This window comes from Streptomyces sp. NPDC034037, from assembly GCF_055575715.1.
Window position 1 is genome coordinate 352,867 of sequence record NZ_JBVISC010000001.1, and the last position, 21,681, is coordinate 374,547.

The 21,681-nt window shown below is 72.3% G+C and carries 22 protein-coding genes and 1 riboswitch; of the genes, 10 read left to right on the forward strand and 12 right to left on the reverse strand.

Annotated elements, in window-relative coordinates:
• Window positions 1-29: 29 nt before the first annotated feature.
• The 4 genes from metF to ACZ516_RS01655 all read right to left on the reverse strand — a co-directional run bounded on the left by metF (window position 30) and on the right by ACZ516_RS01655 (window position 3,493).
• A complete protein-coding gene (gene metF / locus ACZ516_RS01640; protein WP_358584185.1) occupies window positions 30-947 on the reverse strand; it encodes a methylenetetrahydrofolate reductase [NAD(P)H] in 918 nt (305 codons plus the stop codon).
• Between the two features lie 137 nt (window positions 948-1,084).
• Window positions 1,085-1,738, reverse strand: a complete 654-nt coding sequence (gene thiE / locus ACZ516_RS01645) for a thiamine phosphate synthase (RefSeq protein ID WP_469008000.1) — start codon at window positions 1,736-1,738, stop codon at window positions 1,085-1,087.
• 76 nt (window positions 1,739-1,814) lie between these two features.
• Window positions 1,815-2,180 carry an Rv2175c family DNA-binding protein gene (locus ACZ516_RS01650; RefSeq protein ID WP_361081700.1) on the reverse strand — a complete coding sequence of 122 codons (366 nt, stop codon included), beginning with the start codon at window positions 2,178-2,180 and terminating at the stop codon, window positions 1,815-1,817.
• A 77-nt stretch (window positions 2,181-2,257) separates the two neighbouring features.
• Window positions 2,258-3,493, reverse strand: coding sequence for an NAD(P)/FAD-dependent oxidoreductase (locus ACZ516_RS01655; RefSeq protein WP_469008001.1), 1,236 nt, complete (start codon window positions 3,491-3,493; stop codon window positions 2,258-2,260).
• A 130-nt stretch (window positions 3,494-3,623) separates the two neighbouring features.
• A riboswitch (TPP riboswitch) is annotated at window positions 3,624-3,736 on the forward strand.
• On the opposite strand from ACZ516_RS01655, the gene thiO reads away from it, so the two are divergent.
• The 6 genes from thiO (at window position 3,734) to ACZ516_RS01685 (ending at window position 9,714) form a co-directional block, all read left to right on the forward strand.
• The gene (thiO, locus tag ACZ516_RS01660; RefSeq protein ID WP_361081704.1) at window positions 3,734-4,954 is read left to right on the forward strand and encodes a glycine oxidase ThiO; all 1,221 of its coding nucleotides are present in this window, start codon (window positions 3,734-3,736) and stop codon (window positions 4,952-4,954) included. (Overlaps the previous riboswitch by 3 nt.)
• Window positions 4,951-5,163, forward strand: coding sequence for a sulfur carrier protein ThiS (gene thiS, locus ACZ516_RS01665; protein ID WP_361081706.1), 213 nt, complete (start codon window positions 4,951-4,953; stop codon window positions 5,161-5,163). Before thiO ends, thiS begins: the two co-directional genes overlap by 4 nt.
• A 7-nt stretch (window positions 5,164-5,170) precedes the next feature.
• Window positions 5,171-5,974 (forward strand): thiazole synthase, encoded by an 804-nt coding sequence (locus ACZ516_RS01670; protein WP_361081708.1) that lies wholly within the window; start codon window positions 5,171-5,173, stop codon window positions 5,972-5,974.
• A gap of 130 nt (window positions 5,975-6,104) precedes the next feature.
• A complete protein-coding gene (gene pknB / locus ACZ516_RS01675) occupies window positions 6,105-8,051 on the forward strand; it encodes a Stk1 family PASTA domain-containing Ser/Thr kinase (protein WP_469008004.1) in 1,947 nt (648 codons plus the stop codon).
• Between the two features lie 168 nt (window positions 8,052-8,219).
• Entirely contained in the window at window positions 8,220-9,098 is an 879-nt protein-coding gene (locus ACZ516_RS01680; RefSeq protein WP_467464958.1) for a deoxyribonuclease IV, read from the forward strand.
• Window positions 9,099-9,180: 82 nt separating this feature from the next.
• Window positions 9,181-9,714, forward strand: a complete 534-nt coding sequence (locus ACZ516_RS01685; RefSeq protein ID WP_469008005.1) for a DUF4396 domain-containing protein — start codon at window positions 9,181-9,183, stop codon at window positions 9,712-9,714.
• Between the two features lie 12 nt (window positions 9,715-9,726).
• On the opposite strand, the gene ACZ516_RS01690 is transcribed toward ACZ516_RS01685, so the two are convergent.
• Entirely contained in the window at window positions 9,727-10,359 is a 633-nt protein-coding gene (locus tag ACZ516_RS01690) for a sulfite oxidase-like oxidoreductase (RefSeq protein WP_358584205.1), read from the reverse strand.
• Window positions 10,360-10,525: 166 nt separating this feature from the next.
• On the opposite strand from ACZ516_RS01690, the gene bfr reads away from it, so the two are divergent.
• Complete coding sequence (gene bfr / locus ACZ516_RS01695) at window positions 10,526-11,005, forward strand: bacterioferritin (protein ID WP_358584207.1); 480 nt, start codon at window positions 10,526-10,528, stop codon at window positions 11,003-11,005.
• A gap of 22 nt (window positions 11,006-11,027) precedes the next feature.
• Here the strand turns inward: bfr and ACZ516_RS01700 are convergent, their stop codons facing one another.
• A complete protein-coding gene (locus ACZ516_RS01700) occupies window positions 11,028-11,261 on the reverse strand; it encodes a (2Fe-2S)-binding protein (RefSeq protein ID WP_358584209.1) in 234 nt (77 codons plus the stop codon).
• A gap of 165 nt (window positions 11,262-11,426) precedes the next feature.
• The gene (locus ACZ516_RS01705) at window positions 11,427-12,779 is read right to left on the reverse strand and encodes a class II 3-deoxy-7-phosphoheptulonate synthase (RefSeq protein ID WP_358584211.1); all 1,353 of its coding nucleotides are present in this window, start codon (window positions 12,777-12,779) and stop codon (window positions 11,427-11,429) included.
• 340 nt (window positions 12,780-13,119) lie between these two features.
• Here ACZ516_RS01705 and ACZ516_RS01710 point away from each other — a divergent pair, with 340 nt between their 5' ends.
• Entirely contained in the window at window positions 13,120-15,018 is a 1,899-nt protein-coding gene (locus ACZ516_RS01710; RefSeq protein WP_469008007.1) for an anthranilate synthase family protein, read from the forward strand.
• Here ACZ516_RS01710 and ACZ516_RS01715 read toward each other — a convergent pair.
• The 5 genes from ACZ516_RS01715 to ACZ516_RS01735 form a co-directional block, all read right to left on the reverse strand.
• Window positions 14,961-15,965: a 2-hydroxyacid dehydrogenase gene (locus tag ACZ516_RS01715; protein WP_358584215.1), complete on the reverse strand. Its 1,005-nt coding sequence runs from the start codon at window positions 15,963-15,965 to the stop codon at window positions 14,961-14,963. The two genes, ACZ516_RS01710 and ACZ516_RS01715, sit on opposite strands and share 58 nt — an antisense overlap.
• 88 nt (window positions 15,966-16,053) lie before the next feature.
• Window positions 16,054-17,091 (reverse strand): 6-phosphofructokinase, encoded by a 1,038-nt coding sequence (locus ACZ516_RS01720; protein WP_358584217.1) that lies wholly within the window; start codon window positions 17,089-17,091, stop codon window positions 16,054-16,056.
• A 134-nt stretch (window positions 17,092-17,225) separates the two neighbouring features.
• On the reverse strand, window positions 17,226-17,879 hold the full coding sequence (locus ACZ516_RS01725; protein ID WP_358584243.1) for a response regulator transcription factor: 654 nt from the start codon (window positions 17,877-17,879) through the stop codon (window positions 17,226-17,228).
• Window positions 17,880-17,968: 89 nt separating this feature from the next.
• Window positions 17,969-19,210, reverse strand: a complete 1,242-nt coding sequence (macS, locus tag ACZ516_RS01730; RefSeq protein ID WP_469008009.1) for a MacS family sensor histidine kinase — start codon at window positions 19,208-19,210, stop codon at window positions 17,969-17,971.
• Between the two features lie 87 nt (window positions 19,211-19,297).
• On the reverse strand, window positions 19,298-20,053 hold the full coding sequence (locus tag ACZ516_RS01735) for a lysophospholipid acyltransferase family protein (protein WP_358584221.1): 756 nt from the start codon (window positions 20,051-20,053) through the stop codon (window positions 19,298-19,300).
• A gap of 158 nt (window positions 20,054-20,211) precedes the next feature.
• On the opposite strand from ACZ516_RS01735, the gene ACZ516_RS01740 reads away from it, so the two are divergent.
• Together ACZ516_RS01740 and ACZ516_RS01745 are read left to right on the forward strand one after the other, a co-directional pair.
• Window positions 20,212-20,991, forward strand: a complete 780-nt coding sequence (locus tag ACZ516_RS01740; RefSeq protein WP_358584223.1) for an alpha/beta hydrolase — start codon at window positions 20,212-20,214, stop codon at window positions 20,989-20,991.
• Window positions 20,984-21,679, forward strand: coding sequence for a hypothetical protein (locus ACZ516_RS01745; protein ID WP_361081723.1), 696 nt, complete (start codon window positions 20,984-20,986; stop codon window positions 21,677-21,679). Before ACZ516_RS01740 ends, ACZ516_RS01745 begins: the two co-directional genes overlap by 8 nt.
• The last annotated feature ends 2 nt before the right edge of the window (window positions 21,680-21,681 follow it).

Consider the following 21,681-nt stretch of genomic DNA (forward strand, 5'->3'; position numbering starts at 1 on the left):
GCCGCCCGTGGGTACGGGGGTACTGCCGTTCAGGCCTGTTCGTGCAGGCCCAGATTCTCGTAGATTTCCAGCGTCGCCGTGGAGTTGTTGAGCGTGATGAAGTGCAATCCCGGCACGCCTTCGGCCAGCAACCGCGCGCAGAACTCCGTCGCGAACTCGATGCCAATGGAGCGTACAGCGGCGGGATCGTCTTTGGCCGCGAGGATCCGCTCTTTCAGCCTGTCCGGGACCACGGCGTTGCTGAGCTGGGGCAGCCGGTCGAGCTGGCGGACGTTGGTGACCGGCATCATCTCGGGGATGATCGGCGTCGCGCAGCCCGCCGCCTCGACGCGGTCGCGCAACCGCAGGTACTCCTCGGGGTCGAAGAACATCTGCGTGATGGCGTAGTCCGCGCCGGCCCGGCACTTGTCGATGAAGTGGCGGGTGTCGGACTCCCAGTCGGGCGAGCGCGGGTGCATGGCGGGGAAGGCGGCGACGCCCACGCAGAAGTCGCCGGACTCCTTGATGAGTTCGACCAGTTCCGAGGCGTAGGTGAGGCCCTTGGGGTGGGCGATCCACTCGCCGAGCGGGTCGCCCGGCGGGTCGCCGCGGACCGCGAGCATGTTCCGGATGCCGGCGTCGGCGTACTGCCCGATGATGTTGCGCAGCTCCGCCACGGAGTGGTCGACCGCGGTCAGGTGTGCGACGGGCGTCAGCGTGGTGTCGGCGACGATCTGCTGGGTCTCCTTGACCGTGCCGGTCCGGGTCGAACCGCCCGCTCCATAGGTCACGGAGACGAAGTCGGGGGCGACCGCCTCGACCCGGCGCAGCGCGTTCCACAGATTCCGCTCGCCCTTCGGGGTCTTCGGCGCGGAGAACTCGAACGAGTACGTCGTCTTGCCGGTCGCGAGCATGTCGCGCACGGTGCGCGCGCGGTCCGTCCTGGTGGAAGCTGTGCCTAGGGCCATATGGGCAGGTTAGCCAGGCCCCGGCGGTCCCCCAACCGGACCTGGCGATTTCAGGGCATTTGTCGGGGGTCTTGTCCACGGACCGGACACGGCCGCGCCCCGGTCACACCACGGCCGCGCCACGTCCGCGCCACAGCTCAGCCGGCCGTACGCAGCCGCTTCGCGAAGTCCGCGGCGGCCGCTCCGGGGTCGTCGGCCTCGGTGATCGCCCGTACGACGACCACACGGCGCGCGCCCGCTTCGAGGACCTGGTCGAGATTGCCCGCGTCGATGCCGCCGATGGCGAACCAGGGGCGGTCCGTGCCGAGGGAGGCCGTGTACCGGACCAGGTCCAGGCCGGGGGCGTGGCGGCCCGGCTTGGTGGGGGTGGGCCAGCAGGGGCCCGTGCAGAAGTAGTCCACGCCCTCCTGGGCGGCGGCCGCGGCGGCCTCGGACTCGGCGTGCGTGGAGCGGCCGATGAGCACGTGCCGGCCGAGGATGGCGCGGGCGGCGGGGACCGGCAGGTCGCCCTGGCCGAGGTGGAGGACGTCGGCGCCGATGGCGTGCGCGATGTCCGCCCGGTCGTTGACCGCGAGGAGCTTGCCGTGCCGCCGTGCGGCGTCGGCGAAGACCTCCAGGTGCGCCAGCTCCTCGCCGGCCTCCATGTCCTTGTCGCGCAGCTGCACGATGTCGACGCCGCCCGCGAGGACGGCGTCGAGGAACTCGGGGAGGTCGCCCTGGCGCCTGCGGGCGTCCACGCACAGGTAGAGACGGGCGTCGGCGAGCTGGGCGCGCGGGTGGTCGGCGGCCATGGAGAGATCCCCCCGGTGTGGATGGGCGACGCGGGCCGCGCGCGAACGCGGCCCGCACCCGAAGCGGTGTGTTCGGTCAGACGGCGAGCGCCTGGGCGCGGCGCTTCACCTCCGTGCCGCGATTCTCGCTCAGGGCCTGCGCGGGGGTGCCGGGCAGGGAGGGGTCGGGGGTGAAGAGCCACTCCAGCATCTCTTCGTCGGAGAAGCCGTCGTCCCGCAGCAGCGTCAGAGTGCCGACGAGGCCCTTGACGATCTTGTCGCCGTCGATGAAGGCGGCCGGCACCTGGAGCGTGCGGTTCTCACCACGGCGTACGGCGATCAACTGGCCTTCCTTGACCAGCTGGCGTACGCGCGTCACCTCGACGTCGAGCATTTCGGCGATGTCGGGGAGGTGGAGCCAGGCGGGGACGAGCGCGTCGGTCTTTGAGTCAATCTCGGTCACCGCCCCAGCGTATCTCTGGCCGGGGGCCCGGGCGTGCCTGGCTCTCCCCGGTGGCGTCCCGCAGCGCCGCCTTCTTCCTACAGTGCCGCCTTCTTCAGCGGCACCGACGGGTCGGCCGCCAGGACCGGGTCCAGGTGGGTGCCCGCCTCGATCAGCTTGCGGCCCTGGGCCAGGTCCCTGGGGCGGCCCACCGCGAGGACCGCCGCCAGGGCGCCGCTCCTGAGCCAGCACACCGACCAGGCCACCCCCGTCGGGTCGCCGCGCCACACCAGCTCGTCGGTCGCCGTGTGGTGGCCCGCGTACTGCACGAAACGGCCGAACTGCTCCGACCAGAAGTAGGGCACCGGGTCGTACGCCGTCGGGGTGTCGCCGATGATGTCGGCCGCCACGGCGCGCGGGCCCTGGAGGGCGTTGTCCCAGTGGTGGACGAGCAGGCGCTCGCCGTACCTGGCGGAGGGGAAGGACGCGCAGTCGCCGACCGCGTACACGTCGGGCGCCGAGGCGCGCAGGTGGTCGTCGGCCACGACCTCCCGGTGGGCGCCCAGCTCGATGCCGGAGCCGGCCAGCCAGCCCGTCGCGGGGCGCGCCCCGATGCCGACGACGACGGCGCCGGCGGGCAGCCGGGTCCCGTCGGAGAGGAGCACCGCACCGGGCTCGACGCGGTCCACGCGTGCGTGGGTGCGCAGAGCGGCTCCGGAGTCCGCGTACCAGCCCGCCATGCGGGCGGCGACCTCTTCCGGCAGCGCTCCGGCGAGCGGCCGGCCCGCGGCCTCGACCACGGTGACGGCGCAGCCCGCCTCGCGCGCGGCCGTCGCGAACTCCGCGCCGATCCAGCCGGCCCCCACGACCACGATGTCGTGCTGCGCGGCGAGGACCGGCCGCAGTCGCTCGGCGTCGTCCAGGGTGCGCAGCAGGTGGACGCCGGGGACGCCTTCGGTGCCCGGCAGCCGGATCGGTTCGGCGCCCGTGGCGAGGACCAGGACGTCGTAGCCGACCGGTCCTTCGGCGGTGTCCAGCACGTGGTCGGCGGGGCGCACCCCGGTGACCTCGCGGCCCAGGGTGAGGTCGATGCCGAGGGCCTCGAAGTCGATGTCGAACGCGGAGCCCTCCGCCTTGCCGAGCAGCACCGCCTTGGACAGCGGCGGCCTGTCGTAGGGCTGGTGCGGCTCCGCCCCGATGAGGGTGACCGTGCCGGCGAAACCCTGCTCGCGCAGGGCCACGGCGGTCTGCACCCCGGCCATTCCGGCGCCGACGATGACGACGCGCCGCCCGGCCTGCCCCTGCTGCCCGCTCTGCCTCTGCTGCTCGCTCACCCGATCACTGTAGGGCGGCGGGCGGGGCTGTCCTCAGAGGCCGGTAAGGAGATCTCTGACACAACGTCACCGGCCATGCCCGGACAGCTCCCCTACTGCGTCACCGGGCGACGGGCTAGGGTGGTCGGCGCAGAGCACTCGCGGGAGCCCGGACGCACCGGGCTGAGAGGGAGGCTGGACGGCCTCCGACCGTACGAACCTGATCCGGGTCATGCCGGCGAAGGGAGGGGCTGGACGCCCATGCAGCCACGTACATCGGCACACGCGCCACCGGCGCGGTCCACGGGTCCGACGGACGTCCTCGTCGTGGGGGGCGGCATCATCGGCCTGGTCACGGCCTGGCGGGCCGCGCAGCGCGGCCTCTCGGTCGCCGTCGTGGACCCCGAACCGGGCGGCGGCGCCGCGCGGGTCGCGGCCGGCATGCTGGCCGCCGTCACCGAACTGCACCACGGCGAGCAGACCCTGCTGGGGCTCAACCTCGCCTCCGCGCGCCGCTATCCGGACTTCGTCGCCGAACTGACCGAGGCGAGCGGCCGCGACGTCGGCCATCGCGCGTGCGGCACGCTCGCGGTCGCGCTCGACGCCGACGACCGCGCCCATCTGCGCGAGCTGCACGCCCTCCAGCGCCGTTCCGGCCTGGAGTCGGAGTGGCTGAGCGGCCGCGAGTGCCGCCGCTTGGAGCCGATGCTGGCCCCGGGCGTGCGGGGCGGGCTGCGGGTCGACGGCGACCACCAGGTCGACCCGCGCCGGCTCGCGGCGGCGCTCCTGGTGGCCTGCGAGCGGGCGGGCGTCGCCCTGCACCGCGCGTGGGCCGAGCGGCTGTCGGTCGCGGGCGAGCGGGCCCGGGGAGTGCTCCTCGGGGACGGCACCGAGCTGCACGCGGGGCAGGTGGTGCTCGCGGCGGGCAGTCTCAGCGGGCGCCTGGCGGGCGTGCCGGACGACGTGCTGCCGCCCGTGCGGCCGGTGAAGGGGCAGGTGCTGCGGCTGAGCGTGCCGAAGCCGTACGCGCCGTTCCTGAGCCGCACCGTGCGCGCGGTCGTGCGCGGCAGCCACCTCTACCTCGTACCGCGCGAGAACGGCGAGCTGGTCGTCGGCGCCACCAGCGAGGAACTGGGCTGGGACACCACGGTCACGGCGGGCGGTGTCTACGAACTCCTGCGGGACGCCCACGAACTCGTGCCCGGCATCACGGAGCTGCCGCTGACCGAGACCCGCGCAGGCCTGCGCCCGGCCTCCCCCGACAACGCGCCGCTGCTCGGCCCGACCCGGCTGCCCGGCCTGCTGCTGGCCACCGGGCACTACCGCAACGGCGTGCTGCTGACGCCCGTGACGGGCGACGTGATGGCGCACGCCCTGACCACGGGAGAACTGCCCGACGAGGCGCGCCCGTTCACCCCGCGGCGCTTCACCGGGCCCTCCCCCGTCCCCCCTACGCAGTCGTTCACGGAGCAACCCGCATGAGTACGAACATTTCCGTCTCCGTCAATGGAGAGGCGCGCGAAGTGGCCCCGGGCACCACGCTCGACGTCCTCGTCGCCACGCTCACCGCGGCGCCCTCCGGTGTCGCCGCCGCCCTCAACGAGACCGTCGTCCCGCGCGCGCGGTGGACCGGCACGGCACTCGCCGCCGGCGACCGCGTCGAAGTGCTCACCGCCGTCCAGGGAGGCTGATCCGACCATGGCAGACGACCCCTTCGTCCTCGGCGGGCTCACCCTCTCCTCGCGCCTGATCATGGGCACGGGCGGGGCGCCCAGCCTCGACGTCCTGGAACGGTCCCTGGTCGCGTCCGGCACCGAGCTGACCACCGTCGCGATGCGCCGCCTCGACCCGGGCGTGCAGGGCTCGGTGCTCTCCGTCCTCGACCGGCTCGGCATCCGCGTCCTGCCGAACACGGCGGGCTGCTACACCGCCGGTGAGGCCGTCCTGACCGCCCGCCTCGCGCGCGAGGCGCTCGGCACGGACCTGGTGAAGCTGGAGGTCATCGCGGACGAGCGGACGCTGCTGCCCGACCCGATCGAGCTGCTGGACGCCGCCGAGACCCTGGTCGACGACGGTTTCACGGTCCTGCCGTACACGAACGACGACCCGGTGCTCGCCCGCAAGCTGCAGGACGTGGGCTGCGCGGCGATCATGCCGCTCGGCTCGCCCATCGGCTCGGGGCTCGGCATCCGCAATCCGCACAACTTCCAGCTGATCGTGGAGCACGCGCGCGTGCCGGTGATCCTGGACGCGGGCGCGGGCACGGCGTCCGACGCCACGCTCGCGATGGAGCTGGGGTGCGCGGGCGTGATGCTCGCCTCGGCGGTGACGCGGGCGCAGGAGCCGGTCCTGATGGCGGAGGCCATGCGGCACGGCGTCGAGGCGGGGCGCCTCGCCCACCGGGCCGGGCGGATTCCCCGGCGGCACTTCGCGGAGGCGTCCTCTCCCGCGGAGGGCATGGCCAGGCTCGATCCGGAGCGGCCGGCGTTCGGGACGCCCTGAGAAGGGCGGGGCTCTGGGCGCTCGCGGCTGCCCGCCGGGGGCCCGTCGCCCGTCACAGCTCGGCTGCAGTCCGGCCGCGGGCAGGACCGGCCGGGACGAGGTGTCGGTGGCGGCTCGTAGACTCCCCTGCGTGGACACGACCCTTCAGGACCCCCTCGTCGGGCAGCTGCTCGACAGCCGTTACCGGATCGAGGGGCGCATCGCGGTGGGCGGGATGGCCACGGTCTACCGGGCCGTGGACACCCGTCTCGACCGCGTGCTCGCGCTCAAGGTGATGCACCCCGCGCTGGCGGCCGACGCCTCCTTCGTGGGCCGTTTCATCCGCGAGGCCAAATCGGTCGCCCGCCTCTCGCATCCGAACGTGGTCGGCGTCTTCGACCAGGGCACCGACGGGTCGTACGTCTATCTGGCGATGGAGTACATCGCGGGCTGCACCCTGCGCGACGTCCTGCGCGAGCGCGGCGCGCTCCAGCCGCGGGCCGCGCTCGACATCCTGGAGCCGGTCCTCGCCGCCCTAGGTGCCGCGCACCGCGCCGGGTTCGTGCACCGCGACATGAAGCCGGAGAACGTCCTGATAGGGGACGACGGCCGGGTCAAGGTCGCCGACTTCGGGCTCGTCCGCGCGGTGGACACCGTCACGAACACCACGGGCACCGTCCTTGGCACCGTCTCCTATCTCGCCCCCGAGCAGATCGAGCACGGCACGTCCGACACGCGTGTGGACGTGTACGCGTGCGGCGTCGTGCTCTACGAGATGCTGACCGGCGCCAAGCCGCACTCCGGGGACTCCCCCGCCCAGGTGCTCTACCAGCACCTCAACGAGGACGTGCCGCCCCCGTCGGCGGCCGTGCCCGGGCTCGCCCACGAACTCGACGGGATGGTGGCCCACGCCACGGCCCGCACCCCCGACGCCCGCCCGTACGACGCGGTGGCGCTCCTCGCCCGGCTCCGGGAGGCCCGGGCCGCCCTGAGCGAGGAGCAACTCGACGCGGTGCCGCCGCAGGCGCGCACGACGGAGCACGACAACGCCGAGGACCGCACCAGCGTCATCCCGCGCGCGGCCCGCTCCGGCCGGCTGCCGCTGCCCGCCGAGGGCGGCGACGGGCAGGACCCGCTGAACCGCACGAGCGTCCTGCCGACCCCGCCGGCCGCGCCCGCCGCGCCCGCCCGGCCGGGGCGCCGCCGCCTCGATCCGCGCCGCCGCACGCTCGCGATGGTCGCCGCGGTGCTGCTCGCCCTCGGCCTGGGCGCCGGGGTCTGGTACATCAACTCCGGGCAGTTCACGGAGGTCCCGCCGGTCCTGGCGAAGACAGAGGCGCAGGCCAGGAAGCGTCTGGCGGACGCCGGTCTGGAGGTGAAGGAGGTCAAGCGCGCCTACAGCGACACGGACAAGCGCGGCACGGTCATGGACAGCGACCCCGAGGCGGGCGACCGCATCCGGCAGAACGACCAGGTGACGCTGACCGTCTCGCGCGGCCCGGAGAAGGTGAAGGTGCCGGACGTCAAGGACATCCCGCTGGCCAGGGCGAAGCAGGAGCTGAAGAACTCCGGTCTCGCCCCCGGCATGGTCACCAAGGGCTTCAGCGACAGCGTCGAGAAGGGCTCCGTGATCAGCACGGACCCGAGGGCGGGCTTCACCCGCAAGGCGGACTCGGCCGTCGCCCTGGTGGTCAGCAAGGGCCGCGCGGTCCAGGTGCCCGACGTGACGGGTGACTCCGAGGCCGACGCCACCTCGGAGCTGGAGGACGCCGGGCTCAAGGTGAGGATCGATCCGAACCGGAAGCACTCCGACGAGGACAAGGGCGCCGTCGTCGAGCAGTCCCCCGGGGCGGACAGGCAGCTCGCCGAGGGTGACACCGTCACGCTGGTCCTCTCCAAGGGCCCGCCGATGGTCGAGGTCCCGGATGTGACCGGGATGAGCGTGGACGACGCCGTGGACGCGCTGGAGGACGCGGGCTTCGACGTGGACAAGGACCGCGGTCTGCTCGGCCTCTTCGGGGACACGGTCAAGAAGCAGTCGGTGGACGGCGGCGACAAGGCCCCCAAGGGATCGACGATCACCATCGAGATCCGCTGAGGTCATCGAACTCTCCTGACCCACCCGCGAGGCCGCCGACGGCCCGTCGCTCTCCTCAGGGACGGGTGGATGTTCCGTCGGGGGCCATGACCAATCCCACCCCCGCTGCTGTCCGCGCGCCCCCGCGTGCGTGCCACCCTTGACGGTGTGAGCAGCGACAACACCCTCCTGACGGCGTCCCGCGGCGCCGCGTCCCGCAATCCCGTCGGCGGCCATGTGCCCGTGGCCGGCGGTCTGGCCTCCGTGGGGCTTTCCTACGCCCGGGACATCGGCGCCGAGGCCGTCCAGGTCTTCGTGGCCAATCCGCGCGGCTGGGCGACTCCCCCGGGGAACCCGAAGCAGGACGAGGCGTTCCGCGCGGCCTGCGCCGCCGAGAACATCCCGGCGTACGTCCACGCGCCCTACCTCATCAACTTCGGCTCGCACACCGGGGCGACCGCCGAGAAGTCCGTGGACTCCCTGCGCCACTCGCTGCGCCGGGGCCGCGAGATCGGCGCGCTCGGCGTCGTCGTGCACACCGGTTCCGCGACCGGCGGACGGGAGCGCGGGGTGGCCCTGAAGCAGATGCGGGAGCTGGTGCTGCCCCTGCTGGACGAGCTGACGCACGACGACGACCCGTACCTGCTCCTGGAGTCGACCGCCGGCCAGGGCGCCTCGCTCTGCTCCCGCACCTGGGACTTCGGGCCGTACTTCGCGGCGCTGGACGCCCACCCGAGGCTGGGCGTGTGCCTGGACACCTGCCACATCTACGCCGCCGGACACGACCTGGCGGGCCCCGGCGGCATGAAGCAGACCCTCGACCTCCTGGTCGACACGGTCGGCGAGGGCCGGCTGAAGCTCGTGCACGCGAACGACTCCAAGGACGTCGTCGGCGCCCACAAGGACCGGCACGAGAACATCGGATCCGGCCACATCGGCGAAGAGCCCTTCCGCGAGCTGATGCTCCACCCCGCCACCGAGGGCGTACCGCTGATCATCGAAACGCCCGGCGGCAAGGACGGGCACGCGGCGGACGTGGCGCGGCTCAAGGGGCTCAGGAGCAGCTAGAAAACACTTGAAGAGTACCCCTGGGGGGTATACGGTTCCTGTCTGGCGGCAGGAACCGTTGCCTTACGTTGGGGAGCCAGTCATGCAGCACGAGACAGACGCCGAGCACACGCACCAGCACCACCAGCACCACGACCACGCCCCGCAGGGCCACGCGCACCACCACCCGCAGGGCGGCGGGGTCAGCTGGCGCATGGCCGCCCAGGCGACGTTGCACTGCCTCACGGGCTGCGCCATCGGCGAGGTGCTCGGGATGATCATCGGCACCGCGCTCGGTTGGGGCAACGTGCCGACGATGATCCTCGCGATCGTCCTGGCCTTCGCCTTCGGTTACGCCCTGACGCTGCGCGGCATCCTCAAGGCGGGCGTCGACTTCAGGACCGCCTTCCGCGTGGCGCTCGCCGCCGACACGCTCTCCATCGCCGTGATGGAGCTGATCGACAACGGCGTGATCGCGCTGTGGCCCGGCGCCATGGACGCGCACCTGGGCGACCCGATGTTCTGGTGGATCCTGGCCATTGCCCTGGGCGCCGCGTTCGTGGTCACCACCCCCGTGAACAAGTGGATGATCGGCCGCGGCAAGGGCCACGCGGTGGTGCACCAGTACCACCACTGAGCAGGTGAACCCTTAGAGCTCGGGGCCGTCCCCGGGCTCTTCCTGGTAGGAGTAGCGCTGCTCCCGCCAGGGGTCGCCGACGTTGTGATAGCCGCGCTCCTCCCAGAAGCCGCGGCGGTCGGCGGTCATGTACTCGACGCCGCGGACCCACTTGGGGCCCTTCCAGGCGTACAGATGCGGCACGACGAGCCGCAGGGGGAAGCCGTGCTCCGCGGTGAGCAGTTCGCCGCCCTTGTGGGTGGCGAAAATCGTGTCCTCGGCGGCGAAGTCCGCCATCCGCAGATTGGAGCTGAAGCCGTACTCGGCCCAGACCATGACGTGGGTGGCCTCGGGGGCGGGCGGCGCCAGCTCCAGGAGCGTGCGGGCGGGCACGCCGCCCCACTCGGCGCCCAGCATGCTGAACTTCGTGACGCAGTGCAGATCGCCGACGACCGTGGCGTAGGGCAGGGCGGAGAACTCCTCGTGGGTCCAGCAGTGCTTCTCGCCGTCCGCCGTGGCCCCGAAGACCCTGAACTCCCAGCGCTCGGGGCGGAACTTCGGCACCGGACCGTAGTGCGTCACCGGCCAGCCGCGCTGCAGCCGCTGACCCGGCGGAAGCTCCGACTCCGCCGCCTGTCGAGATGCGCGTTCCGCCGGCTGACCCATGACTCCATCCTGACAGACGGGGGACAGTGGGAGTGACCAGACGAAGTCTGACAGATACGGATTCGGGCAACTCCTACTAAGCGTGCACTTACTGGACGGCTTCCGAACACCGGTGCAAAGATGCGCGCTACCTGCCCAGTTCACCCCCGTGGAAGGAGCCTCTGCGATGCAGGGCGACCCCGAGGTCCTCGAATTTCTCAACGAGCAGCTGACCGCCGAGCTGACGGCGATCAACCAGTACTTTCTCCACGCCAAGATGCAGGAGAACTTCGGCTGGACCAAGCTCGCCAAGTACACCCGCGCCGAGTCGTTCGACGAGATGAAGCACGCGGAGACGCTGACCGACCGGATCCTGTTCCTCGACGGTCTGCCCAACTACCAGCGGCTCTTCCACGTCCGGGTGGGCCAGAGCGTCACCGAGATGTTCCAGGCGGACCGGCAGGTCGAGGTGGAGGCGATCGACCGTCTCAAGCGCGGCATCGAGGTCATGCGGGCCAAGGGCGACATCACCTCGGCCAACATCTTCGAGTCGATCCTCGCGGACGAGGAGCACCACATCGACTACCTCGACACCCAGCTCGAACTGGTCGAGAAGCTGGGCGAGCCGCTCTATCTGGCGCAGCTCATCGAGCAGCCGGAGAGCTGAGGCCCGCGGGCCCCGGCGGGGCTCAGGCCGCCTCCTCCAGCGCGGCGAGCGCCGGTGTCCCCTGGTCGACCAGCTCGCGGCGGGGGCACGCGCCCCTGCCGAGCAGTGCCTGGATGCGCCGTACGCATGAACCGCAGTCCGTGCCCGCCTTGCAGGCCGAGGCTATCTGGCGGGGGGTGCAGGCACCGGCCTCCGCGTGCTTCTTCACCTGCGCCTCGGTGACCCCGAAGCAGTTGCAGACGTACACGCGGCTCACCTCCCGGACGGGGGACGGACAGGACTCATCAGCGGCGCCGTCCCGATTGATCGGTGAGGCTAACCTAACCTTACCCATGACTCGGGGCCCACAAAAGCCCCCGATACGCCGGTGGGGCGCGGATCACATGGATCCGCGCCCCACACGTACGTACGTCCCAAGGACCTACTGGTCGCGGTACATCTCCGCCACCAGGAACGCCAGGTCGAGCGACTGGCTGCGGTTGAGCCGCGGGTCGCAGGCCGTCTCGTAGCGCTGGTGCAGGTCGTCGACGAAGATCTCGTCGCCGCCGCCCACGCACTCGGTGACGTCGTCACCGGTCAGCTCCACGTGGATGCCGCCCGGGTGGGTGCCGAGGGCCTTGTGGACCTCGAAGAAGCCCTTGACCTCGTCCAGCACGTCGTCGAAGCGGCGGGTCTTGTGGCCGGAGGCCGCCTCGTAGGTGTTGCCGTGCATCGGGTCGGTGATCCAGGCGACGGTCGCGCCGGAGGCGGTGACCTTCTCGACCAGCTCGGGCAGCTTGTCGCGGACCTTGTCGGCGCCCATGCGGACGATGAAGGTCAGCCGGCCGGGCTCGCGGTCGGGGTCGAGGCGCTCGATGTACTGCAGCGCCTCCTCGGCCGTGGTGGTCGGGCCGAGCTTGACGCCGATCGGGTTGCGGATCCGCGCGGCGAACTCGATGTGCGCGTGGTCGAGCTGGCGGGTGCGCTCACCGATCCAGACCATGTGGCCCGAGGTGTCGTACAGCCGGCCGGTGCGGGAGTCGACGCGGGTCAGCGCGCCCTCGTAGTCGAGCAGCAGCGCCTCGTGGGAGGCGTAGAACTCGACGGTCTTGAACTCCTCCGGGTCGGTGCCGCAGGCCCGCATGAAGTGCAGCGCGTTGTCGATCTCGCGCGCCAGCTGCTCGTAGCGCTGGCCGGACGGGGAGGACTTCACGAAGTCCTGGTTCCAGGCGTGCACCTGGCGCAGGTCGGCGTAACCACCGGTGGTGAAGGCGCGCACCAGGTTCAGCGTGGAGGCGGAGGCGTGGTACATCCGCTTCAGGCGCTCGGGGTCCGGGATCCGGGCCTCTTCGGTGAAGGCGAAGCCGTTGACGGAGTCGCCGCGGTAGGTCGGCAGCGTCACGCCGTCGCGGGTCTCGGTCGGCTTGGAGCGCGGCTTGGAGTACTGCCCCGCGATGCGGCCCACCTTCACGACGGGCACGGACGCCGCGTACGTGAGGACGGCACCCATCTGGAGCAGGGTCTTCAGCTTGTTGCGGATGTGGTCGGCCGACACGGCGTCGAAGGCCTCGGCGCAGTCGCCGCCCTGGAGCAGGAACGCCTCTCCCTTGGCGACGGAGGCCAGTCGGGCGCGCAGCTGGTCGCACTCGCCCGCGAAGACGAGCGGCGGATACGACTCGAGGTCCGCGATCACATCGCGCAGAGCCTCGGCATCGGGGTACTCGGGCTGCTGCGCCGCGGGCAGGTTTCGCCAGGTGTTGCCACCGGTTGCGGTGGTCTTAGCGTTCACGGTCACCTCGTCAACATTACGGGGTCGGACGCACCGGTCCATTCACCCGCTCACCAAGTGAGACGGAGCAGACACGGAAGAGCGGGCGCCCCGCGCGGCCCGCCCGCGTACGGCGCCCGTCCCGGCCGGCGCCCCGATCCGCCGACGATGCGCCGCCGATGCGCTAGGGTGCCGGACATGCACGCGCAGACGACGACGCGAAACTGGTGGTGGCCCGCTCATCCGGCGGCCCACTGACTGCGCGTACGCACGACTCGCGAAGGCCGCCCGAGGGGCGGCCTTCTGTGTTTCCCGGCGCTCGCCGGGGCCGGGCCGTTCCTCCTTCGAGTGAGAAGGAACCCGACCCATGCAGCAGACCGTCCTCACCGACCTGCTCCGCCACGACCGCCCGTTCGCCCTGCTGCGCCGCCGCACGCCGGGCCGCGACCACGACACGGTCGAGGTCCTCATCGGCCCGACGGGCACCTACGACCGCCTCGCGGACATCCCCGAGGGCCTCGCGCTCGTGCCCTTCCGGCAGATCAGGGAGCGCGGCTTCGACGTCCGCGACGACGGCACGCCGCTGACCGTCCTCACCCCCGAGGAGACGTACGAACTGCCGCTCGACGCGGCCCTGGCTGCGCTGCCCGCGCACGACGTGCGGGTCGAGGGCGGCGCCTTCGACGTGGACGACGCGGCGTACGCGGACATCGTCGGGCGCGTCCTGCGCGAGGAGATCGGGCGGGGCGAGGGCGCCAACTTCGTCATCCGCCGGACCTACGAGGGGCAGATCCCCGGGTTCGGCAGAGCGGACGCCCTCGCGCTCTTCCGGCGGCTCCTGGTGGGCGAGCGGGGGGCGTACTGGACGTACGTCGTGCACACCGGGGAGCGCACGCTCGTCGGGGCGAGCCCCGAGGTGCATGTGCGGATGTCGGGCGGGACGGTCGTCATGAACCCGATCAGCGGCACCTACCGCTATCCGGCGAGCGGGCCGACCGCCGACGACCTGCTCGCCTTCCTCGCCGACGGCAAGGAGATCGAGGAGCTGTCGATGGTCGTCGACGAGGAGCTCAAGATGATGTGCACCGTCGGCGACCGGGGCGGGGTCGTGATCGGGCCGCGCCTGAAGGAGATGGCCCACCTCGCGCACACCGAGTACGAGTTGCGCGGCAAGTCCTCGCTGGACGTGCGGGAGGTCCTGAAGGAGACCATGTTCGCGGCGACCGTCACCGGGTCGCCGGTGCAGAACGCCTGCCGCGTCATCGAACGCCACGAGGCCGGGGGCCGGGGCTATTACGCGGGCGCCCTCGCGCTCGTCGGCCGGGACGCGGGCGGCGCGCAGACCCTGGACTCCCCCATCCTGATCCGCACCGCCGACATCTGTGCCGCCGGGAGGCTGCGGGTGCCGGTCGGGGCGACGCTGGTGCGCGGCTCGGACCCCGCGGGCGAGGTCGCGGAGACCCACGCCAAGGCGGCGGGCGTGCTGGCCGCCCTCGGCGTGCGCCCCGGGCGGCCGCGCCATGAGGACGTGCGCCCCGCCCTCGCCGACGATCCCCGCGTGCGTGCCGCTCTGGACGGGCGGCGCGCCCATCTCGCGCCGTTCTGGCTGCGGATGCAGGAGCCGGCCCAGGAGCTGACCGGGCACGCGCTCGTCGTGGACGGCGAGGACACGTTCACCGCGATGCTCGCGCACGTCCTGCGCTCCCTGGGGCTCCAGGTGTCCGTGCGGCGGTACGACGCGGCGGGGCTGCGGGAGGCGGTGCTCGCGCACCGGGGTCCGGTCGTGCTCGGTCCCGGGCCCGGCGACCCGTCCGACCTCGCGGACCCGAAGATGCGGTTCCTGCGCTCCCTGACGGCGGAGGTGCTCGCCGGCCACGGGCACGGCGTGCTGGGCGTCTGCCTCGGGCACGAGCTGATCGCGGCGGAACTGGGCCTGGAGATCGTCCGCAAGGACGTGCCGCACCAGGGCGCGCAGAGCGAGGTCGACCTGTTCGGGCGGACCGAGACGGTGGGGTTCTACAACAGCTTCGTGGCGCACTGCGACGACGCGGGGGCGGCGGAGCTGGCCGCGCGCGGCGTGGCGGTCAGCAGGGACACGGCGAGCGGCGCGGTCCACGCGCTGCGCGGGGCCTCGTTCGCCGGTGTGCAGTTCCATCCGGAGTCGGTGCTGACGCTGCGCGGCACCGAGGTCGTGCGGGAGCTGCTCGGTCAGGTCCTGTCGACGGCGGGGACCAGGACGTTCTCGCCGCGGCGGCCCTCGATGTAGTCCAGGACGTTGGCCAGGGTGGTGTCGATGATCTGACTGACGGCGTCCGCGGTGTAGTACGCCTGGTGGGACGTGACCAGCACGTTCGGGAACGTCACGAGGCGGGCCAGGGTGTCGTCCGCCATGGCCTCCAGGGACTTGTCGAGGAAGAACAGGCCCGCCTCCGCCTCGTACACGTCCAGGCCCACACCCGTGAAGCGCCCGGCGCGCAGCTCGGCGACGAGGGCCTCGGTGTCGATCAGTCCGCCGCGGCTGGAGTTCACCAGGATCGCGTCGTCCTTCATCGCCCGCAGCGCCGCCGCGTCCACGAGGTGCCGCGTGGAGGGGAGCAGCGGCACGTGCAGGCTGAGCAGATCGGCCTCGGCGAAGAGCCGGTCCTTCTCCACATAGGTCATGCCCAGCTCGACGCAGGCCTGGTTGGGCGCGGCGTCCCAGCCGAGCAGGCGCATGCCGAAGCCGTGCGCGATGCGCGTGAACGCCTCGCCGATCCTGCCGGTGCCGAGGACGCCGACGGTGCGGCCGCGCAGGTCGCGGCCCATCAGCCCGTCGAGGCGGAAGTCGAAGTCGCGGGTGCGGTTGCTCGCCCGGACGATGCGGCGGTTGACGGCCATCGCGAGCGTCCAGGCGAACTCGGCCACGGAGTAGGGCGAGTAGGACGAGACGCGGGCGACGGTCAGGCCGAGGCGCTCGGCGACCTGGAGGTCGATGTTGTTGAACCCGGTGGAGCGCTGGGCGATCATCTGCGTCCCGCCGGCCGCGAGGGTCTGCAGGACGCGGTTGTCCAGGGTCGCGTTGACGCTGGAGGAGATGATCTCGTAGCCCGCGGCGATGGGGGCGGTGTCCTCGTCGAGGAAGACGTCGAGGCAGCGGACGTCGTGGTGTCCCTCGAAGGCCTTCTCCAGCAGCGGCTTCTCGTCCGATTGCACGCCAAATGCGAGGATTTCCATGGGTGTGAGTCTATTGAGCGCCGATCGGGACAGCACACCGGCCCCGCCCGGAGCCGTCCCGGTCGGGCCGGTGGGGGTGCCCTCGCCGTCAGCCGAAGAAGACGCCGACCTCCTCGTACAGTGCCGGGTCCACCGTCTTCAGGCGGGCCGTGGCCTCCGCGATCGGGACGCGGACGATGTCCGTGCCGCGCAGCGCGACCATCTTGCCGAAGTCGCCGTCGCGCACCGCCTCGATCGCGTGCAGGCCGAAGCGGGTGGCGAGCCAGCGGTCGAAGGCGCTCGGGGTGCCGCCGCGCTGGACGTGGCCGAGGACGGTGGTGCGCGCCTCCTTGCCGGTGCGCCCCTCGATCTCCTTGGCGAGCCATTCGCCGACCCCGGAGAGCCGGACGTGCCCGAAGGAGTCCTGCGTACCGTCCTTGAGGACCATCTCGCCGTCCTTGGGCATCGCCCCTTCCGCGACGACGACGATCGGGGCGTACGACGCCTTGAACCGCGAGGTCACCCAGGCGCAGACCTGCTCGACGTCGAAGCGCTGCTCGGGGATGAGGATGACGTTGGCGCCGCCGGCGAGGCCCGAGTGCAGGGCGATCCAGCCGGCGTGCCGGCCCATGACCTCCACGACGAGGACCCGCATGTGGGACTCGGCGGTGGTGTGCAGGCGGTCGATCGCCTCGGTGGCGATGCCGACGGCGGTGTCGAAGCCGAAGGTGTAGTCGGTGGCGGAGAGGTCGTTGTCGATGGTCTTCGGGACGCCGACGACCGGGACGCCGTACTCGTCGGTGAGGCGCGCGGCGACGCCGAGCGTGTCCTCGCCGCCGATCGCGACGAGGGAGTCGACCTCGTGCTTGGCGAGGTTCTCCTTGATGCGCCGCACGCCGTTCTCCGCCTTGAACGGGTTGGTGCGCGAGGAGCCGAGGATGGTGCCGCCGCGCGGCAGGATGCCGCGGACCGCGGGGATGTCGAGCGGGACGGTGTCGCCCTCCAGCGGACCGCGCCAGCCGTCCCGGAACCCGACGAAGTCGTAGTCGTACTCCTGCACGCCCTTGCGGACGATGCCCCGGATGACGGCGTTGAGCCCGGGGCAGTCGCCGCCGCCGGTCAGTACGCCGATTTTCTTGGCCCCCATGGAAGAGTCCCTTCGCCTCAGTGACCTGACGCGAGTCACGCTAATGGTGATCCAGGTCACCCGGGGACGGGGCGTACGGTCAATTCCCCGCCGGGATACGGGAGTTGATCAGGGGCGTTCACTCGTACGAGGGGTCAGGCGTCGCCGCCCCTGTCGATGCCGCGCTCGATCGCGTACCGCACGAGCTCCACCCTGTTGTGCAGCTGGAGCTTGCCCAGGGTGTTCTGGACGTGGTTCTGCACGGTCCGGTGGGAGATGACCAGGCGCTCGGCGATCTGCTTGTAGCTCAGGCCCTTGGCGACCAGGCGCAGGACCTCCGTCTCCCGGTCGGTGAGGCGCGGCGCCTTCGGGTCGTCCGGGGTGCCGGCCGCGGGCTCGGTGGCCAGCCGGCGGTACTCGCCGAGGACCAGGCCCGCGAGGCCCGGGGTGAAGACCGCGTCGCCGACGGCCGTGCGGCGCACGGCGTCGATCAGCTCCCGCGTGGACGCCGACTTCAGGAGATAGCCGGTGGCCCCGGACTTGACCGCCTCCAGGACGTCGGCGTGCTCGCCGCTCGCCGACAGGACGAGGACGCGCAGCGCGGGGTTGGCGGCGACCAGCTCCTTGCAGACCTGGACGCCGGGCTTGAGCGGGAGGTTCAGGTCCAGGACGAGCACGTCGGGGGCGGCGGCCTGCGCGCGGCGGACGGCCTGCTCGCCGTCCCCGGCGGTGGCGACCACGTCCAGGCCCGCCTCGGCGAGATCGCGGGCGACCGCGTCGCGCCACATGGGGTGGTCGTCGACGACCATGACCCTGATGGCGGCGCCCCCCGCCGTCCGTCCGGGGCCGCCGCCGGCCTCCGCGGGCACCGGCCCGGCCTGCTGTCGCTGCTGCTCGCTCATCGTGTCCTTCCTGCCTTCCCCCGTGTGTCCCGTGCCGCTTCGCGCGGGACCCTCAATTCCACTTCCGTGCCCTGGCCCGGTACCGAGAGCAGCTCCGCCGTGCCCCCGATGTCCCGCAGCCGCCCCCGGATCGACAGGGCGACGCCGAGGCGCCCCTCCCCCTCGGCCTCGGCGAGCCGGCCCTCCGGGATGCCCGGCCCGTCGTCCCGGACCGTCACGATCACCTCGCCCGGCTCGTCCTCGACCAGGATCCAGGCGTGGGCGTCCGCTCCGGCGTGTCTGCGGACATTGTCCAGTGCGGCACCGACAGCGGCCGCCAGCTCCCGGGCGGCGGGCGGCGCGAGGAGCACCGGGGCGCCCGGTTCGGACAGGGTCACCTTCGCCCCGGCGTGCGGGGCGAGGAGGGGGCGCACATCGCGGGGCGCCGTGTCGTCGGGCTCCTCGTCGGCTTCCTCGACCAGGCGTACGAGCGCGCCCTGGGCGGCGTCCTCCGAGGCGCGCGAGGCGGGCACCAGGCCGCCGGCGACCAGGGTGCGCAGCGCCACTTCCTGCTCGCCCGCCAGCCGGCCCAGTTCGGCGGCCTCGCCGCCGAGGGCGGTGCCGCGCCGCTGCACCATGGCGAGGACCTGCAGGACGCTGTCGTGGATGTCGCGGGCGAGGCGCTCGCGCTCACGGGTCGCGGCCTCGATCTCCAGGGCGCGTGCCAGGGTGCGCTCGGAGGCGCGGGCCACCTCCACGACGTAGCCGATGGCGATGGAGGCGATGCACACGAGCAGGACGTTGTGCACGGTGTCGCGGCTGAACGCGCCGCGCTGCACGACGTTGGCGACGCCCACCAGCAGCGAGGCGAGGGCCGCCCAGCGCCAGCCGCCCTTGATGGCGAACGCGAGGACGGCGCCGGCGGTCCATATGGAGGGCAGCGTCGGGCCGCCGTCGACGATTCGCTGGTGCGCGTAGGCGAGCGGCGTGAGCAGGATGCCCGCGAGGGCCACGGTCAGGTCGGTGACGAGGAATCGCCGGGTGCAGCTCGCGGCGCCGGCCACGCGGGGCAGCGAGCCGAGCGTCCAGCCGGCGAGCACCACGTAGTACGCGATGGCCACCCAGGGGCGCTCGGCCCGCTCGTGCGCCGTCGAGAAGAGGCCGATCGCGTAGAGCATCGTCAGGACGCGGTAGCCGGCGAGCGCGCGCCAGAGCGGCTGCTCGACCGACATCCTCATGACTCTCTCGCGCCTGACCACGACCCCGTCCCCCCGCGTCCCCGTGCCCCGGCGCCGTCCCCCGCCGCCGTCTTCCCCGCCGTCCTCCCGCCCCCTGAACGGACGCCGCTAGGAGCCGGAGCGTTCCTCGTCCTGCCGCTGCTTGTCCGCCGCCTTGTCGGCCGCCGCCTTCTCGGCCGCCTTGGCGGCCTTCGCGGCGTCGGCGATCTGCCGCTTCGCGGCCGTCGCGTACATGTCGACGTACTCCTGGCCGGAGAGCTTCATGATCTCGTACATGACCTCGTCCGTCAGCGCCCGCAGCACGAAGCGGTCCTGCTCCATGCCCTGGTAGCGGCGGAAGTCGAGCGGCTTGCCGATGCGGATGCCCGGGCGCATCAGCTTGGGGAGCACCTTGCCGGGCGGCTGGATCTTCTCCGTGTCGATCATGGCCACGGGCAGCACCGGCGCGCCGGTGGCGAGCGCCACGCGCGCGAGGCCGCCGGGCTTGCCGCGGTAGAGGCGGCCGTCGGGCGAGCGGGTGCCCTCGGGGTAGATGCCGAACAGCTCGCCGCGCTCCAGGACCTCGATGCCGCTCTTGATGGCCGCCTCGCCCGCGCCGCGCGCTCCGGAGCGGTCGACGGGCAGCTGGCCCACGCCCTTGAAGAAGGCGGCGGTGAGCTTGCCCTTCACCCCGGGTGAGGTGAAGTACTCCGCCTTGGCGATGAAGGTGACCTTGCGGTCGAGGACCGCGGGGAGGAAGAAGGAGTCCGAGAACGAGAGGTGGTTGCTCGCGAGAATCGCGGGCCCTTCGGCGGGGACGTTCTCAAGGCCCTCCACCCAGGGCCTGAAGCCGAGCTTCAGCGGCCCTCCGATGGCAACCTTCATTGCGCCGTAGATCAAACCGAGTGCCTCCTGTTTCTGTGGATCAGACCTTAACCCGGGGTACGGCCAATGGGCCCGACGACCCTGGTCGGTGTCAGTCCGGTCGCGTACGGTGAGGTACTCCTCACCCCCCTTGCCACATCTCACGAAGGAGACCGAAGGTGCCGGTCCTCCCCGGAGCCGAGCCGTACCGCCACGATGGCGGCGAGGTCGGCGTCCTGCTCTGCCACGGCTTCACCGGATCCCCGCAGTCGCTGCGCCCCTGGGCCGAGTTCCTGGCCGAGCGGGGTCTGACCGTCTCGCTGCCGCTCCTTCCCGGGCACGGCACCCGCTGGCAGGACATGCAGGTCACCGGCTGGCAGGACTGGTACGCGGAGGTGGAGCGCGAGCTGCGCGTCCTGCGGGAGCGGTGCTCGCGGGTCTTCGTCTGCGGCCTCTCCATGGGCGGCACGCTCACGCTGCGGCTGGCGGCCAGGCACGGCGACGCGATCAGCGGCATCGTCCTGGTCAACCCGGCGAACAAGCTGCACGGCCTGTCCCCCTACGCGCTGCCGGTCGCCCGTCACCTCGTACGGACGACGAAGGGCATCACCAGCGACATCGCCAAGGACGGCCCGGTGGAGATCGGCTACGACCGGGTGCCGTTGCACGCCGCGCACTCCATGCGCCGCCTGCTGCGGCTGGTCGACGGTGAACTGCCGCAGGTGACCCAGCCGTTGCTGCTGCTGCACAGCCCGCGGGACCACGTGGTGCCGCCCGTCGACTCGGCCCGCGTCCTCAGCCGCGTCTCGTCCACGGACGTCACCGAGATCCTGCTGGAACAGAGCTACCACGTGGCGACGTTGGACCATGACGCGGACCGGATCTTCGAGGAGAGCCACGCGTTCATCGACCGGCTCGCCCCCAGCGTCGGCAAGGAAGGGACGGCCACCGGTGGCTGAGCACGAGGCGGACCGCGACGAGAGCCGCGACGAGAGCCGTGAGGGGAAGCGCGAGCAGAACCGCGACGGCGCTCGCGGGCCCGACCGGAGCGAGCCCTCCGGCGACGGGCTGCCGCTGGACGAGGACGCCGCCTGGCAGGCGATCGTCGCGGCCTACGGCGAGGAGCCCGCGGACCCGCCGGGCGCGAAGCCCTTCAAGTCGGTCGAGGACCTGGCGCTCATGGAAGCGGAGTCCAACGGCCCGGCGGACGGCCCCGCGAGCGCCGGCCCCAAGGGCCCGGGCAAGGACGCCGAGGACGGCCCGGCCGCGAAGGACGACACCGGCTCCGGCGCGGGCAAGGCGCTCGGCAGCTCCGTCTCCTTCGCGCCCGGCGTCGGCGGCCCCCGCGACCACACCCTCGCGCAGCCCTCCGAGGACGACTTCGACGCGGACGACGAGGGTCACTTCGTACCGCCGGAGCCGCCGCCGCTGCCCGAGGCCGACGTGACCGCCAAGTTCGCCTGGCTGGCCGTGCTCGGCGGCCCGCTGCTCATCCTGCTCGCCGTGCTGCTCGGCTGGCAGATGACGTGGTGGCTGACCACCCTCGGCATCGGCGGCTTCCTCGGCGGCTTCGCCACGCTCGTGGTGCGGATGAACGGCGGGGACGACGAGGAGGACGACGACCCGGGGCGCGGCGCGGTCGTCTGAGG